The following is a 14,602-nucleotide window of genomic DNA, read 5'->3' as shown; positions in this document are numbered from 1 at the left end:
GGCATCCCATGCTAGAGCGAATCATTCGCGCGTCCATCGCGCATCGATGGCTTGTGCTGCTGCTCGTGCTGGCGCTGTCCGGCCTGGGCATCTGGAACTACAGCAAGCTTCCCATCGACGCCGTGCCTGACATTACCAATGTACAGGTACAGATCAACACCGAAGCCCCTGGCTATTCGCCACTGGAAGCCGAGCAGCGCGTGACCTTCCCGGTTGAAACCGCACTGGCCGGGTTGGCACGTCTGGAGTACACACGCTCAATCTCGCGCTACGGCCTTTCGCAGGTGACCGTGGTATTCGAGGATGGGACAGATATCTACTTCGCCCGCCAGCAGGTTGCTGAGCGTCTGCAGCAGGCGGCCTCCCAGTTGCCCAATGGCCTGAAGCCAACACTGGGACCGGTTGCCACGGGCCTGGGCGAAATCTTCATGTACACCGTGGAGGCCGAACCAGGAGCTGAGAAAACCTGGACGCCAATGGCACTGCGTACCCTGCAGGACTGGGTGGTACGCCCGCAGATGCGGCACCTGAAGGGCGTGACCGAGGTCAACACCGTGGGCGGTTACGTCCGCCAGTTCCATATCACGCCAGACCCCCGCAAGCTGCAGGCCTATGGCCTGACCCTGCAGGACGTCATGGAGGCCGTTGCCCGCAGCAATGCGAACGTCGGTGCGGGCTACATCGAGAAGAGCGGCGAGCAATACCTGGTACGCGTGCCTGGGCAGGTTGCCGACATGGACGGCCTGCGCAAGATCGTGGTGGCTAATCGAGAGGGGCTGCCGCTGCGGGTAGGCGATCTTGCTGATGTCCACGAAGGCACCGAGCTGCGGACCGGCGCCGCCACCAAGGATGGAAAGGAAGTTGTGCTTGGCACGGCCTTCATGCTGATCGGCGAGAACAGCCGGGCCGTCGCCCAGCGCACCGCTGCCAAGCTGAAGGAGATCGACGGCACGCTGCCCGAGGGCGTTCGTGCGCACCCGGTGTATGACCGAACCGAGCTGGTGGATCGCACCATTGAAACGGTGAAGAAGAACCTCCTGGAGGGCGCGCTGCTGGTCATCGCGGTGCTGTTCCTGCTGCTGGGCAATCTGCGCGCCGCGCTCATCACCGCTGCGGTCATCCCGTTGACCATGCTGCTAACGATCTCCGGAATGGTTCAGAACCGGGTATCGGCCAACCTGATGAGCCTCGGTGCGCTCGACTTTGGCCTGATCGTGGACGGCGCGGTCATCATCGTGGAGAACTGCCTGCGCCGCTTCGGTGAACGCCAGCATGCGCTGGGACGCCTGTTAACGCGCGAGGAGCGATTCTCCCTGGCCGCTTCGGCAAGCGCCGAGGTCATCAAGCCCAGCCTGTTCGGTCTGTTCATCATCGCGGCGGTGTACATCCCGATCTTCGCGTTGTCGGGTGTGGAAGGAAAGATGTTCCATCCCATGGCCTTGACCGTGGTAATCGCCCTCACCGGTGCCATGGCGTTGTCGCTGACGTTCGTGCCGGCTGCCGTGGCGCAGTTCGTCACCGGCAAGGTGTCCGAGAAGGAAACCAAGGTCATGCGTGGCGTAACCCGCCTGTATGGCCCTCTGCTGGAGCGGGCGGTCAGTGCCCGTAGGTGGGTGGTCGGCGCAGCGGTTGCACTTACCGTGGTGGCCGGCATCGGTGCCAGTCGCATGGGTACAGAGTTCATCCCCAACCTGGATGAAGGCGATATCGCCCTGCACGCGCTGCGCATCCCCGGAACCAGCCTTACCCAAGCCATCGGCATGCAACGCCAGCTGGAAGCTGCCATCAAGCAGTTCCCTGAAGTCGACGAGGTGGTGGCCAAGATCGGTACTGCCGAGGTGGCGACCGACCCGATGCCTCCGTCGGTCGCCGACACCTTCATCATGCTCAAGGATCGGGACCAGTGGCCGGACCCGCGCAAACCAAAGGCCCAGCTGATTGCCGAGCTGGAGAAGACCGTCAGAGCCATCCCCGGCAACAACTACGAGTTCACTCAGCCGGTGCAGATGCGCATGAATGAGCTGATCGCCGGCGTGCGCGCGGAAGTGGCGATCAAGCTCTATGGCGACGATCTGGATCAACTCGCACAGATCGGCAGCCAGATCGAGGACGTTGCCAACCGGATCACCGGCGCAGCGGACGTGAAGCTGGAGCAGGTCTCGGGCCTTCCGTTGATGACCATTACGCCTGACCTGGACGCGTTGGCGCGCTATGGCGTGGCAATCGACGATGTGCAGAAGACCGTATCGGTCGCATTGGGTGGGGAGTCCGTTGGCCAAGTATTCGAAGGTGATCGTCGTTTCGACATCGTCGTGCGGCTGCCCGAGAACCTGCGTCAGGACACGCGCACGCTGGAATCACTGCCTGTAACGGTGTCAGGTTCGACAGAGGCCGATGCTGATCGCGGTTTCGTTCCGCTGGGGCAGCTGGCCAAGGTTGAGGTGGCTCCAGGCCCGAATCAGATCAGCCGCGAGAACGGCAAGCGGCGTGTGGTTATCACCAGCAACGTCCGCGGACGCGATCTCGGCTCGTTCGTCGAGGAGCTGCGCGCCGCCGTCGGAGATGAAGTCCAGCTGCCTGAAGGTTACTGGGTGGAGTATGGCGGCACGTTCCAGCAGCTCATCTCGGCCAGCGAGCGGCTGATGGTGGTGGTGCCCGTAGTGCTGGTGATGATCTTCGGCCTGCTGTTCATGGCGTTTGGTTCGGGACGTGATGCCGCCATCGTTTTCAGCGGCGTGCCGCTCGCCCTTACCGGCGGTGTGGCGGCTCTGTGGCTGCGTGACATTCCGCTGTCCATCTCGGCCGGTGTCGGGTTCATCGCGCTTTCGGGCGTGGCGGTACTGAACGGCCTGGTGATGATCAGCTTCATCAAAAGCCTGCGGGAACAGGGTGTGCCTCTCCACCGCGCTGTCAGCGAGGGGGCAGCGGGACGCTTGCGACCTGTGCTGATGACTGCCCTGGTCGCCAGCCTGGGCTTCCTGCCCATGGCACTGAACGTCGGTGCCGGCGCTGAAGTACAGCGTCCTCTCGCCACGGTGGTCATCGGCGGCATCGTCTCGTCCACGCTTCTGACGCTGCTGGTGCTTCCTGCGCTTTACCGCCTCATCCATCGCGAGGGCGATACGTCCAAGGATGAAGCCGAATGACGCTTTCCCTTTTTCCAACGTTGAGGAACCTACGCTTGATTCCGTTGAACAGACCGTTGTCGTGGCTCCTCCTGCTGGCCGCGCTGTTGATTCCCTGGGCTGCGTTCGCCCACGGTGTCAGTGAGGGTGACCAAGCCTTCCTGGAGGACAGCACGGGCACCCAGCTGATTGCATTTACCTACCTGGGTGCCAAGCACATGGTCACAGGGTACGACCACCTGCTGTTTCTGTTCGGGGTGATCTTCTTCCTGTACCGGATGCGTGATGTCAGCATCTACGTGACCTTGTTCGCCATTGGTCACAGCACGACGCTGCTGCTGGGCGTGTTGGGTGGCTTCCACGTGAATGCCTACTTGGTGGACGCCATCATCGGACTGTCAGTGGTCTACAAGGCACTGGACAACATGGGGGCGTTCAAGCGCTGGTTCGGCGTGCAGCCCAACACCAAAGCAGCCGTGCTGATCTTCGGCTTCTTCCATGGCTTCGGATTGGCAACGAAGTTGCAGGATTTCACCCTGTCGGCTGATGGTCTTGTCCCGAACATGCTGGCGTTCAACGTCGGCGTGGAGCTGGGCCAGCTGCTGGCCTTGGCCGGCATCCTGATTCTGATGGGCTTCTGGCGTCGCCTGCCGTCCTTCCATCGGCAGGCCTACAGCATCAATACCGTCCTGATGTGTGCCGGCTTCGTGCTGATGGGCATGCAACTGACGGGCTACTTCGTTTCCTGACCTTTGATCGAGGCTTTCAATGTCCATTTCCATCAATCAGCAACTTCCCAGCACTCGCCGACTGCTCAAATCGACCGCGCTCGCCGTGGCGGTCGCTGGTGTGATTCTGATCACTACCGTACTGCCCGCCGAGTACGGCATTGACCCGACTGGCGTGGGTCGTGCCCTCGGTTTGGATGCGCTGGCCGCGAGCGGCGATTCCTCCGCATCTGAAGCCGTTCCTCAAACCTCAAATGGGCGCCCGGAAGCCATTGCGGCCTTGTCCGAGAAGGCCAAGGTCGCCTTCGGAGAGAACAAGGGGCAATCCCTTGATCCAGCGGCTGTAGGTTTTGGTTCTGGCGCGCTGCGTCAGGACACCATGACCATCGAAATCGAGCCAGGCAAAGGCATGGAGCTGAAGTCCCACATGACCACGGGTGCAGGAATGCTGTTCCGCTGGACATCCAGCGCTCCGGTTGCCGTGGACATGCATGGCGAGAGACCTGACGTGAAGGGAGCCTGGACCAGCTACGCCGTAGAGGGCGCCCAATCGAAAGCAGAGGGGACTTTCATCGCTCCCTTCGATGGAACACATGGCTGGTATTGGCAGAACCGAGGTACCTCGCCGGTGATCATCACAATCGAACTGAATGGCTATCAGGCCGACCTGTATCAGCCGTAACACCCCCGGCATTCCGCCGGAACCAACCCAGGAGTCAATCCATGAAACTGCGTTATACGTTCGCTGTATGCCTCGTTGCCGGCCTGACATGGTCCTCAGGCGCATCTGCCCACGATCCTGCCTTGCATGCCGATCCGGTGCCGGCCGCCGCGCCACAAGCTAAGCCAAAGACGTGCGAGCAGCTGGCTGATCGATCGAAGTACAAGGTTGATCTGAATGACTCTCAGACCAAGGCATTGAAGGAGCGTTGCGACGCCGAGGCGGCTTCGGGCGCTAAGAAGAAGTAAGCGGTGGGCAATGTGGCCCGGCTGTAAGTGTCGGGCCACATTGATGCAGAAGTCGCAGTGCAGGCACCGTGTGCTGGGACGTCCGTTTCTGGCCGAGATCGGACATTGCCCGCCTCGTTGAGCCGTACGCCTTGGCTGCTTAGGGTCTCTTGCACTCGGTGCCGATCTGCTCAGTGAGAACTGTCAGGGACTGCTGGAATGCGGCGGCGAATTGCTGGCTGCCCTCCCTCTCGTGGCTATGGGCGATCGAGGGGAGCAGTCTGGTCCACGTGTCGAGCAGAATCACCGGGTCTTGGTGTGTTAGAAACGAAACCCGCAACCCATACTCCATTGCTTTGAGGTAGCCGCGGTGCATCTCAAGTGCGGCCTCGCAAGCGTGGAGGCGCTCAAGGATTTCTGTGATCTCGGAGGTCATGGCAGTCTGGACAGGCAAGGGGTGGGAAGGCGATAGTTTGCGAACATCTGGACGAGTCCGCCATGAGCATCCTCAACCTTCTGCTCACTCGTGATCACCTTGTCGTCGCCGTGGATACCTTGGCAGAGGATGCTCTCACAGGGGCACATTCCGCCGGGGCAAAGCTGCTGCTGATCCCTCAGCACAACCTGATGTTTGCTACGCGAGGTTCTACGCAGTTCTTCCTTCGCATTTATGAGCTGGCGCTGCAGGCTAGCTACCGCGCAGATTTCACAATGGAACAGTTATCTGTCGAGCTGGGGTTGGTGGTGGACCAGCTGTGGCCGAACTACGAGAAGGCGGCAGCCGAGGCAGGATTACCGATCGAGCAGCTCGGGACCGAGTTGGTGTTTGGTGGCTGGTCGTCGAAGAGCGACCGGATGATGGCCACGGCATATGCCAAGAGCGGCAGCCAGCACCCTTGCGTGGTCCAGCCGATCCGGGGGCAGCTGGCCTCACCAGGCGAACCGCTCCGGGCCGTGATTCCTAGCATGGCCCAGAAGGATCTGCTGGCCCACGCACGCCTGCAGGCCAGCTACCTCAATGAGCAACTTGGCCGGCGAGTGGCGGGAGGCCGGTTGCTGGCTGGGTTCTTGCAGAAGGGACAGGCCGTGCTCAAGGATCTTGGAGAGATCTAGGTCGTTGGCGGCAATCCGGCTAACGCCAGAATCCGTCCGCCCCTTATTTCTCTTCTCCGCGGGACCAGTAGGCTCAAGGCTAGTCGTGGATAAGAAAGATCTATCGGGGGAGGGGGCTATCGTCTTCTGACCGAAGCCGGGCATTGGTCAGTCGCCCGATACTGACTTGCGCCGGCTGCTGCCGCGCCCTCTCCTAACGCGACGATCCTCAGCAGCGACACGTTGGGGTTGGTCTTATCAGAAGGACAGGAAGCTGATCAGTGCTTCCCTAGAGGTGATGTGAGGCAGATGCCCAGTTGTGCAGGAACTCCTCTTGCTCCAATGTCTCAACGGCACCAAGGCGTACCATTCTCACGCGCCTGATCGCATCCTCGCTGCTCAGGGAAGTCTTGGTGCTGAGGAGAAGCATGCAGGCGACAGTGCCTGCTCTGCCAAGTCCGCCCTTGCAATGGACGACAACCCGTTTGCCGTTAAGTAGCGCGTTGCAGATGGACGTCTCCAACTCCTTCCATCGCTGGAGGAACCCGTAGTCGGGCGCGGCGCCATCCACGATCGGCAGTCCGTACCACCGTAGACCATGGTCTGCTGCACGCTCTGGCAGAGCGGCGATCTGAAGATCCTCGAACTCCCAAGGCTCAATTAGACTGATGAGATGACTTGCGCCCCATGAACTTATAGCTTGAAGGTCCATATCCAAGTCTCGCGACCACGATCCGGTCATAGCTGTGACTTGATGCTTGCCAGGCGCGAACGTCACCCCGATGGCCCCACCGCAATGGCCAACCGGGAGAGTCGCAATCTGAAGGGGGTGGGAAAGACTGGTTCTGGTCACGCTGACTCCGGCGATTGAATGGCGCGCTCTGTCATGCAGAGAACCTAGACGTGGCTTCGTCTGCGGCTCTGGCGCGATGGCTTCGATTGATGCTTAGTCAGGCGAGCTAGAAAGCAGCGACACTCTCTCCCCGATGCGTCGCTGGGCGGCCTGCAACCCACTGTCATCAGCAAGGTACGGTGATGCGAATAGCGGGGCCTCAACCCAGAACTTGTGTTGACCCCGGTGGATGTAGGGGCGGTGGTCGTCAAGCAGCAGAGCTTGGCCAAGTAGTGGAGACACGAATCGAAGGTCCTTGGTAGGCCCAGTCCATTCGACGTAGCGGACCCCTGTGAACCAGCCAGGCACATGGCCTTCCTCAGCCAGAAGTAAGGCGATTCTTAGCGACATATGCCGAGATACCGTTGTGAAAAGCACAACCTCATCAAAGGTGGTTCTAGCATAATCTAGGAAATCCCGAAGTCCTGGTCGAGGAATTTGGCTGACCGCATTGGAGATCAGGGTTCCCTCAAGATCGAGGGCGAGGATACTGGGGCGCATGCGATAGGAGCCTATCTACGTTTGAGTGCGTCGTAAGAGACGCGATCTGAGTCCTGGCCCCTCTTGCTGCCGAGCCAGAATAGGAGGGGCGAGCCAGTAGTCGTCGCCAATAGGCAGTAGGCACTCCAGCGCGACATCGACCATCAGCGGTCGCCGCCATGCAGGGTCCGGCAGAAAGCAGTAGTCAGACTTGCTTAGCGTTCCTGATGCTTGCTTGCGAGATAGCCAATCTGCTCGACTGCGTATCTCGCGGCTCAGCACGGTCAATGCTGCGGATTCGTCGCCGCCGGTGCTTAAGAACTCACTCGCAGCTCCCCGGACTGACGACCAAAGCACGTATCGCTTGCGTCCCAAACTCAGCTCACGCCATTCTCTTTCCTGTACACATAGGATCTCCTCGGCGTGTTGAGTACGGATCCGATGCTTGCGTAGCAATGACACGAGATAGGCAGCAGCTTCGCGGTCGGAAAGCTGACGCCAGAGCCACTGTCGGTCCTGTGCTCCAAGCGAGGGGCGCCATGCTCTAAGTGCATGGGTTAGTGAACTACTCAGGTCGTCAGGCAGCTGACTGCTCTCCCGATAGCTCCAGCTAATAGGGTCGTAAAGAGATCGCCTTGTAGAGCCATTTGACGAGCTCGTCTCAGCTAGGACCCCCGCTGTCTGAAGGAACAGCAGCAAGTGCTGCGCAACTGCTGTGTCAGCGGCCACAGGTGCGGAAATCGAAGTGGAGCGCTCGAGCGCACACCACGCGCACGCGTAGAACGGCCCAAGCGATACTAGCAGCGCATCGAGGTCTGGCCACGGAGGGATGAGGGTCTGTTGGTCACGACCATAGATCACTCGATCCCCGGCAGTTCAACCGGCTCTGATGCTAGCAAGCCACCGGAAAGTCGTCTACACAATTTTCATGTAGTGCCCGGCTCGGCCATAGATTTCGTTCCGCTCCTCCAGGCGGACCTGATGGCTACCAAGACGATCTACCAAAGTGCGTACCTTCGGTTGGTCGGTCTGCTCCGCGAGCGACGTGAGTCGTTGGGTATCAGTCAAACCCGGCTAGCCGCTCATCTGGGGTGGCCTCAGCAGCGAGTCTCTTCCGTTGAGTCTGGGGCCCGACGCTTGGACGTATTGGAGTTCTGCCTCATCGCTGCTGCCTTGGGGTTCTCTCCGGCTGAGGTATCTGATCAGGTCATGAAGATGCTACAGAGCGTGCGCGGCAGCCAGATTAAGGGCCGGCACTAGCGAGCGACGGTGGCGATCGCGTCAAGCCAGATGATTCATGTGGGCTCTTTCTGGGGGTGCCACCTGTGAAGCGGAGAACCTTCTTTGGTTGAGCTGCTGCCAACGTTCGGCCTTGTCTGATCAATGACTGTTCTGGTTTGAGTTGCCTCATGGAGTACTTGCGCGGTTACGCCCAGACTGTGCGAACTGCACGAAGACAGCCGCGGCACATTGAGGGCTGGTCGCATGCGCGAAAACCTGGTTGAGGGGGGCGAAAGTGCCTGCCTGAGCCGGGTTGCGCGCCTGATGGCAGCAAAAGGCCTGCAACCTAGGAGTTAGATGACGCAAGTCCTCCGTCCAGCCGTTCAGGGCCGTTGATAGAATGCGGAACCAACATTGACGCGGGCGGCCCTCATGAATTTCACAGAAGCCATTACGATTGGAACGGTAGTATTTGCCGGAGTTTCAGCCATCGGCTCTGCGATTACAGCGGTTATCACTGCCAGTTCAATCCGAGGAACCCGGCGGGACCAGGAGAGCAAGCAGATGCTGGAGCAGGCCGTCCTTTCCTTGGAACGTGCCTATGAAGCCCTTGCCAAGGATGCCAAGCCTGTTGGCGCGCACTTAAAACTGACCCAGGCTGCGCGTTGAACTTTGACCCACCCGGTGTACGGGGCTGAGGGTATCAGTTGGTGGTCTGGGTGGTGGCCTCCTTTGCCCTGATTCTGGCTTTGGTCTTGTTGGCGGCGGTGCTGTTGCGCAGCCGCCAGGAGTCGTTGCCGGTCTCCAGGATGTGGCAGTGGTGGGTGATGCGATCCAGCAGCGCGGTGGTCATCTTGGCGTCGCCGAACACCTGACCCCATTCGGAGAAGGCCAAGTTGGTGGTGATGGCGAGGCTGGTGCGCTCGTAGAGCTTGCTGATCAGGTGGAACAGCAGCGCGCCGCCTGAGGGGGTGAACGGCAGGTAGCCCAGTTCATCGAGGATGACCAGGTCGGCATAGGTCAGGCGCAGGGCGATCTGCCCGGCCTTGCCCTGGGCCTGTTCCTTCTCCAGCGCATTGACCAGTTCGATGGTGGAGAAGAAGCGCACGCGCAGGCGATGCTGGCGCACGGCCTGGATGCCGATGGCGGTGGCCAGGTGGGTCTTGCCGGTGCCCGGTCCACCGACAAGGACGACGTTCTCGGGGGTGTGGATGAAGTCACCCTGGTGGAGTCGTTCGACCAGTGCGCGATCAACGGGACTGGCCGCGAAGTCGAACCCGAGCAGGTCACGATGGACGGGGAAACGTGCGGCCTTCATCTGGTTGGCCTGGGCACGAACCTGCCGTTCGGCGGACTCGGCCTGCAGCAGTTCGGCCATCCAGTGTTCGGGCTCCATGGTGTGCAGGCGCATCTTGGCCAGCAGTTCGGGCCACTGGCTGGCCATGCCGTGCAGCTTGAGCTGCTGCATGCGCAGCGGCAGGTCAGGCGTCGACATGATCTGCCTCCCGCAGGGCGTCGTAGCGGGCCGGATCGGACACCGGCGGATGACGCAGCGTCACTCGCGAGGCGACCGTCTCGATCGTGCGGTCCGGATGCTGCAATCGCCCCAGCACGTTGAGCACGTGGTCGGCGCGCACCAGGCCGGACTCGAGTGCCAGTTCCACCGCCACCAGTACCGCTTCGAGCCCGTGCACGGGTACGGCGGCCAGCACCTGGGCCATGGCGCGGTCGCCGTGAGGCTGGCGCAGCAACACCTGCTGCAGCTTGCGCAGCGGATCGGGCATGGACAGGAACGGCGCGCCGTCACGCAGTGCCCCCGGCTTGCGCTGGACCAGGGCGATGTAGTGCTGCCAGTCGTAGTGGACCCGATCACGCTCGAAGCTGCGCCGGTGGCGGGCGACCTCGGCCTCGCCGACCACCACGGCCAGTTCGAAGGGATACACGCGCAGGCTGGCGACGGCGTGGGCGTGTTCGCACGGCACGCTGTAGCGGTTGCGCTGGAAGCTGACCAGCGCGGTCGAACTGACCCGCACCGGCCGCTCGATGTAGCCGTCGAAGGGCGCGGGCATCGGCATCAGGTGGGGCTGTTCGTCCTCCAGAGCTTCGGCCACGGTGATGTCGGAGGCATCCGGATGCGCCTGCATCGGCCAAGCGGCGCGGCACTCGCTGGCGAGCCAGGCATTGAGGGTGTCCAGATCTGGCCAGTGGCGGGCCCCGGCCTCGATCCAGATCTGTCGGCGCCGGTCCTGCACGTTCTTCTCGACCCGCCCCTTCTCCCAACCCGCGGCGCGGTTGCAGAACTCCGCGGCGAACAGGTAGTGGCTGGTCATGGCGTGGAAGCGGGCGTTGACCCGCCGTTCCCGGTGCTGGCCGATCCCGTCCACCGCCGTCTTCATGTTGTCGTAGATGCCGCGGCGCGGCACGCCACCGAAGGCGGTAAACGCCTGGGTATGAGCATCGAACAGCATCTCGTGGCTCTGGGTGGGATAGGCCACCAACCAGAAGGCGCGGCTGCAGGCCAGCTTCACGTGGGCGAGATCCAGCGGCATCTTGGCGTGGCTGCCGACGAAGGCGTACTCGCGGCTCCAGTCGAACTGGAAGGCTTCACCCGGAGGAAAGTGCAACGGCACGAAGGCCGGGCGGCGGCTGGCGCCGCCGGCCGCCTTCCACTGGCGGATGAAGGCCGTCACCCGGGTGTAGGTGCCCGGATAGCCGATCGCCTGCAACTGCGAGAACAGCACCTTGGCGGTGCGTTGTTCCCGCCGGGGACGATGGCTGTCGGCACGCAGCCACGTCTCCAACTGGGACCGGTAGGGATCGAGCCGGGAGGGCGAGGCTCGCCTGGGATAGACCGGCTCGGACTGGCCGCTGCGCAGCCATCGCCGGATGGTATTGCGGGATAGGCCCGTGCGCTTGGCGATCTCGCGCAGCGGCAGGCCATCGCGGAAATGCATCCGCCGGATCTTGGCCAACATGACCATGGTGATCACTCCTGAAATCCCCCGAGCAAAAGATGCTCAGGATGTGGGCTTCAGGTGGGTCAGTTTTACCCGCGCATCACCGCCGAAAGTGGGTCAGTTCTGGATGCGCGCCAACATGCCAAGCCCTACAATCCACCTGAACCAGATCGCATCGCCTGGCTTAGTGCTGCACGCCTACTTACCCAGTATCAGTGGATCAAGAAACGGGTGACTTCCGTCCCGCATAAGCTTGTTCTGGAGGAACAGGAAGAACATTGGCGGCATCGCTTCTATCTACTCCTGCAGCCCCTCATTGGTGTCCGCGGAGTGGGGTACTACAGCGGCGGTCCTTCCTTGGCAGAAAAAGAAGAGCTCATTGAACCGATGTCGGCAGTGGTCATTCATACTTTTGCAAAATGGCCGGAAGGCAAAGTGGATCCGCTCGCCGCTCTTCAGCCCGATAGCATCGACCCTAATGCCGAGTTCCTCAAGGGCAACATGGGTTTGCAGCGCTACCTAGGCGGTCGCGGATTCATTAGATCCACTGGCCCGGAGTGATCCTGCTCAATGCGTCGAATCACCAGAGCGCCGTTGTGGGCATTGGCAATGGTGCGCTGGGTCTCTGCGGGAGACCCACTCTTCTTCCTGCCAACAAGGCCCGAGCAGTCAGGCTTACCAAGCGCCCGGGCTTGCCGAACGGCATCAGGAGGCCGAACCCTGCTGCTGGTGTGCCGACTCGGAAGGCTCTTCTGATTCCTCGTCAATGATCTGCTCTGAGTCGTCGGCTTCGCTATCCGAGGATGCCTCCTCCGCATCTTCTAGGTGTTTGTTCGTCGCCCTTGCGACCTCTTCCCGGCTAAGGGTCTTCTCGACCACCATTTTAAGCACGACGAGGATCTGGTCCACGACTTCGTCCTCAGTCTTCGCATCAACAAGAACCCCTCTACCCCTACCGTCCACTGTTAGCCTTGCGGACGAGCCGATCCTATGCACCCAGACTAGATAGTGGCAATTGTCCGCCAGGTCCTCGCATTCGGCCACGAACCAAAGTTCCTCTTTCATCACTACTCCTATCTGACCATTGTGTGTTGGTTGATATCGGTACGGGAATTCAGGCCTGTAGGGTGACTTGCCGCATTCCCCAGCAATGAGACGGTTGCGAGCCGAATTTGCGACGTCGGTCAACATACATCATCAATTAAAGAGGCCAGGTGCCGCTAATGTTGGTGATGCACTCCAGCAACATCAGGCATGACTGACCTCACCTTCTTCCCCGACGGCGATCAAATCTGGGTAATCGATGGCTATGTCAAACCCCACAAGGGAACTGAGTCGACCTCGGTTCTTTGTTATCTCACATCGATCCCAGCTGACATCGGCGATGATCCGTCAAAGCTGAGCAAGTCTCAGATCGCGACGATCTTTGGACGGGAGAATTCTGCCTCATTCACTACAGCTATCTTCGCGGGTTCCCTACCCAGCTACGCGGTGGGCTTCGCGTTTCAATGTGAAAGATACGTGGGATGCAAGCACTCACCTACTGTGGCCTCTCTGGCTGGATGCAGGATGAAAGAGTAAGTGTCACAGCGGCGGCATCGCAAGGATGCGGAGACGCTATAGTGAAGGTCTAAGAACTCATTCACACCATCTGACCACACGGACGCGTAGCCAACATGTCACTGAGTACAACGCCTGGAATCGACATCGGTGCGGTTGAGCGGGTCATGAGATCCGTTCTGCCCCAGTTGAAGGCGCTGCGTAAGAGAAATGAGTTGGATGAGGATGAGGAAGCCAAGCTCATCTACGCGAACCAGAAGTTGGGAGCCGCCTTCTATAAGTCGGAGTACACACGTAGTCACATAGGTTGGGAGCACGCGCTCGATTTAATCTATGCAGTGCTGAATGCTGGCGATCTCGACGATGCCCGAGCGTTTGCAACGCGGCTTGATGCTGCGCTGAAACAAACAGCGGTGCATCTCGACTATATTGCCGTCATCCCTTTAGGGTTCTTTCAGCCCATAGCTTTCGCTTCGAAGAGGCAGAGCGTTTTTCGCCCATTCCAAGTTGGTCCATTTACACTAGTGCCAGCTGCAGCCACGAGCGAAGCGCTGAACAAGCGCATCAAGATGTTTAACTCCAAAGCTGTGCCGGACGACTTATTCGAACATCAGCAACGGCAGACTGACCAGGCACTGAGCAGCAATCCTTTGTTGCTCCTGCCAACCCATGGGTCTTCGGATTCCCTACGCCATCAGACACGTGCAGCTGCTCGCCGCGTGATCGGATTAATTGAATTGTTTGGTCGAGTTTTCGGCGTAAAGAAGCCGGTGCTGGGGAAGGAGGCCACACCAAGCTATTTGTTCCTCATCAACAAGCGTACGGGGTGGCTTGATCGGGTTATGGCGATGCGCCCGTTGACTGTGTCCATTTCGCTGGAGAGAAAGCTTCTTCAAGTAATGAAGCGGCCCGACGTACCAATTGCCCTCAAGCTGCTCTCCTTGGGTGAGGAAAAAACCTTGAATGCACAGCTTAGGAACGCGCTGGAATTCTTTGGTCGAGCCGTGGGCGAGAAGGATAGCGTGGCGCGATTCATATTCTTTGTCATATCAATGGAGGCAATTTTCTCTCGCGATAAGCACGCGCCCATCAAGATTACTCTGGCTGACTACGCGTCACTACTTTGCTTTAAGGGCGAGGACCGAAGGCGCGTCCATGCGGATCTTGGAAAAATTTACGATGCTCGATCAGAAATTGTGCATACAGGTGTAACTAGCGTCAAACATACGTTGCTGATAAAAGCCGAAGCGCTAGCGGCAAGAGCGTTGTACTGTAGTTTGATGCTTGCCATTCATCTCGATGATGGTCAAGGGGATCTTCAAAATAAATTCTTCGATTTGCTCAAGGGCATGAAGATCGGTGTCGAACTCAATCCAATTAAGCTGCCCGCTTGGCAGGGCTATGGCCCGGATGCAGGCGAATAGTTGAAACGTCGAAGTGCGTGTATCTGATCGATCTTGCCGAGATGGAGCAGCTCTCAGTGACGTACCTGGGCTCGTGGCCTCGAGACACCATCCCTTCAAACAAGCCGGCGCACAATTCGACGGCTTGTTATGTTATTGATTTTAAAGGCCTCGGCCCTTCTTCTCCAAACACAAA

The 14,602-nt window shown here is 59.9% G+C and carries 14 protein-coding genes and 1 pseudogene; 10 read left to right on the top strand and 5 right to left on the bottom strand.

Going from position 1 to position 14,602, the window contains the following annotated elements:
* The first annotated feature begins 8 nt into the window (after positions 1 to 8).
* The 4 genes from ACSYS9_RS22830 to ACSYS9_RS22815 are packed head-to-tail and all read left to right on the top strand — an operon-like array spanning position 9 to position 4,822.
* Positions 9 to 3,146, top strand: a complete 3,138-nt coding sequence (locus ACSYS9_RS22830; protein WP_071227706.1) for an efflux RND transporter permease subunit — start codon at positions 9 to 11, stop codon at positions 3,144 to 3,146.
* Between the two features lie 56 nt (positions 3,147 to 3,202).
* Positions 3,203 to 3,874 carry a HupE/UreJ family protein gene (locus tag ACSYS9_RS22825; RefSeq protein WP_197652578.1) on the top strand — a complete coding sequence of 224 codons (672 nt, stop codon included), beginning with the start codon at positions 3,203 to 3,205 and terminating at the stop codon, positions 3,872 to 3,874.
* 19 nt (positions 3,875 to 3,893) lie between these two features.
* Complete coding sequence (locus ACSYS9_RS22820; protein ID WP_046984182.1) at positions 3,894 to 4,535, top strand: hypothetical protein; 642 nt, start codon at positions 3,894 to 3,896, stop codon at positions 4,533 to 4,535.
* Between the two features lie 41 nt (positions 4,536 to 4,576).
* Positions 4,577 to 4,822 carry a hypothetical protein gene (locus ACSYS9_RS22815; RefSeq protein WP_046984183.1) on the top strand — a complete coding sequence of 82 codons (246 nt, stop codon included), beginning with the start codon at positions 4,577 to 4,579 and terminating at the stop codon, positions 4,820 to 4,822.
* A gap of 139 nt (positions 4,823 to 4,961) precedes the next feature.
* Here the strand turns inward: ACSYS9_RS22815 and ACSYS9_RS22810 are convergent, their stop codons facing one another.
* Positions 4,962 to 5,237 (bottom strand): hypothetical protein, encoded by a 276-nt coding sequence (locus ACSYS9_RS22810; RefSeq protein WP_046984184.1) that lies wholly within the window; start codon positions 5,235 to 5,237, stop codon positions 4,962 to 4,964.
* A gap of 62 nt (positions 5,238 to 5,299) precedes the next feature.
* Between ACSYS9_RS22810 and ACSYS9_RS22805 the strand changes: the two genes are divergently transcribed.
* Positions 5,300 to 5,914 carry a hypothetical protein gene (locus tag ACSYS9_RS22805; RefSeq protein ID WP_071227704.1) on the top strand — a complete coding sequence of 205 codons (615 nt, stop codon included), beginning with the start codon at positions 5,300 to 5,302 and terminating at the stop codon, positions 5,912 to 5,914.
* Between the two features lie 268 nt (positions 5,915 to 6,182).
* On the opposite strand, the gene ACSYS9_RS22800 is transcribed toward ACSYS9_RS22805, so the two are convergent.
* Positions 6,183 to 6,671 (bottom strand): cyclin-dependent kinase inhibitor 3 family protein, encoded by a 489-nt coding sequence (locus ACSYS9_RS22800; protein WP_229301142.1) that lies wholly within the window; start codon positions 6,669 to 6,671, stop codon positions 6,183 to 6,185.
* 1,575 nt (positions 6,672 to 8,246) lie between these two features.
* Between ACSYS9_RS22800 and ACSYS9_RS22795 the strand changes: the two genes are divergently transcribed.
* From ACSYS9_RS22795 to ACSYS9_RS22785, 3 genes and pseudogenes are all read left to right on the top strand, one after another.
* Positions 8,247 to 8,525, top strand: coding sequence for a helix-turn-helix domain-containing protein (locus tag ACSYS9_RS22795; RefSeq protein ID WP_071227721.1), 279 nt, complete (start codon positions 8,247 to 8,249; stop codon positions 8,523 to 8,525).
* Between the two features lie 174 nt (positions 8,526 to 8,699).
* Positions 8,700 to 8,831 (top strand): annotated as a pseudogene (locus tag ACSYS9_RS22790) (IS3 family transposase); the annotation flags it as partial.
* Positions 8,832 to 8,918: 87 nt separating this feature from the next.
* Positions 8,919 to 9,155 carry a hypothetical protein gene (locus ACSYS9_RS22785; RefSeq protein WP_143048167.1) on the top strand — a complete coding sequence of 79 codons (237 nt, stop codon included), beginning with the start codon at positions 8,919 to 8,921 and terminating at the stop codon, positions 9,153 to 9,155.
* A gap of 34 nt (positions 9,156 to 9,189) precedes the next feature.
* On the opposite strand, the gene istB is transcribed toward ACSYS9_RS22785, so the two are convergent.
* A complete protein-coding gene (istB, locus tag ACSYS9_RS22780; protein ID WP_003097544.1) occupies positions 9,190 to 9,981 on the bottom strand; it encodes an IS21-like element ISPa36 family helper ATPase IstB in 792 nt (263 codons plus the stop codon).
* Positions 9,968 to 11,467: an IS21-like element ISPa36 family transposase gene (gene istA, locus ACSYS9_RS22775; RefSeq protein ID WP_003097546.1), complete on the bottom strand. Its 1,500-nt coding sequence runs from the start codon at positions 11,465 to 11,467 to the stop codon at positions 9,968 to 9,970. The genes istB and istA overlap by 14 nt, the downstream gene beginning before the upstream one ends.
* 54 nt (positions 11,468 to 11,521) lie before the next feature.
* Here istA and ACSYS9_RS22770 point away from each other — a divergent pair, with 54 nt between their 5' ends.
* Complete coding sequence (locus tag ACSYS9_RS22770) at positions 11,522 to 12,004, top strand: hypothetical protein (protein WP_177179487.1); 483 nt, start codon at positions 11,522 to 11,524, stop codon at positions 12,002 to 12,004.
* Between the two features lie 144 nt (positions 12,005 to 12,148).
* Here the strand turns inward: ACSYS9_RS22770 and ACSYS9_RS22765 are convergent, their stop codons facing one another.
* On the bottom strand, positions 12,149 to 12,508 hold the full coding sequence (locus ACSYS9_RS22765) for a hypothetical protein (protein WP_071227703.1): 360 nt from the start codon (positions 12,506 to 12,508) through the stop codon (positions 12,149 to 12,151).
* A gap of 611 nt (positions 12,509 to 13,119) precedes the next feature.
* Here ACSYS9_RS22765 and ACSYS9_RS22760 point away from each other — a divergent pair.
* Positions 13,120 to 14,427, top strand: coding sequence for a HEPN domain-containing protein (locus ACSYS9_RS22760; protein WP_143048166.1), 1,308 nt, complete (start codon positions 13,120 to 13,122; stop codon positions 14,425 to 14,427).
* Positions 14,428 to 14,602: the final 175 nt, after the last annotated feature.

This window comes from Stenotrophomonas sp. STK17_22, assembly GCF_051983905.1.
Taxonomy (GTDB): Bacteria; Pseudomonadota; Gammaproteobacteria; order Xanthomonadales; family Xanthomonadaceae; genus Stenotrophomonas; species Stenotrophomonas maltophilia_A.
Note: the sequence above shows the minus strand (reverse complement) of the source record. Positions and strands in the feature narration are given on the sequence as shown.

Excerpts from the sequence above, each read along its gene's own strand:
- ACSYS9_RS22830 (WP_071227706.1), top strand. The coding sequence starts at position 9 with ATGCTAGAGCGAATCATTCGCGCGTCCATCGCGCATCGATGGCTTGTG.
- ACSYS9_RS22760 (WP_143048166.1), top strand. The coding sequence starts at position 13,120 with ATGTCACTGAGTACAACGCCTGGAATCGACATCGGTGCGGTTGAGCGG.
- ACSYS9_RS22785 (WP_143048167.1), top strand. The coding sequence starts at position 8,919 with ATGAATTTCACAGAAGCCATTACGATTGGAACGGTAGTATTTGCCGGA.
- istB (WP_003097544.1), bottom strand. The coding sequence starts at position 9,981 with ATGTCGACGCCTGACCTGCCGCTGCGCATGCAGCAGCTCAAGCTGCAC.
- ACSYS9_RS22820 (WP_046984182.1), top strand. The coding sequence starts at position 3,894 with ATGTCCATTTCCATCAATCAGCAACTTCCCAGCACTCGCCGACTGCTC.
- ACSYS9_RS22805 (WP_071227704.1), top strand. The coding sequence starts at position 5,300 with ATGAGCATCCTCAACCTTCTGCTCACTCGTGATCACCTTGTCGTCGCC.
- ACSYS9_RS22765 (WP_071227703.1), bottom strand. The coding sequence starts at position 12,508 with ATGAAAGAGGAACTTTGGTTCGTGGCCGAATGCGAGGACCTGGCGGAC.
- ACSYS9_RS22810 (WP_046984184.1), bottom strand. The coding sequence starts at position 5,237 with ATGACCTCCGAGATCACAGAAATCCTTGAGCGCCTCCACGCTTGCGAG.
- ACSYS9_RS22795 (WP_071227721.1), top strand. The coding sequence starts at position 8,247 with ATGGCTACCAAGACGATCTACCAAAGTGCGTACCTTCGGTTGGTCGGT.
- ACSYS9_RS22815 (WP_046984183.1), top strand. The coding sequence starts at position 4,577 with ATGAAACTGCGTTATACGTTCGCTGTATGCCTCGTTGCCGGCCTGACA.
- istA (WP_003097546.1), bottom strand. The coding sequence starts at position 11,467 with ATGGTCATGTTGGCCAAGATCCGGCGGATGCATTTCCGCGATGGCCTG.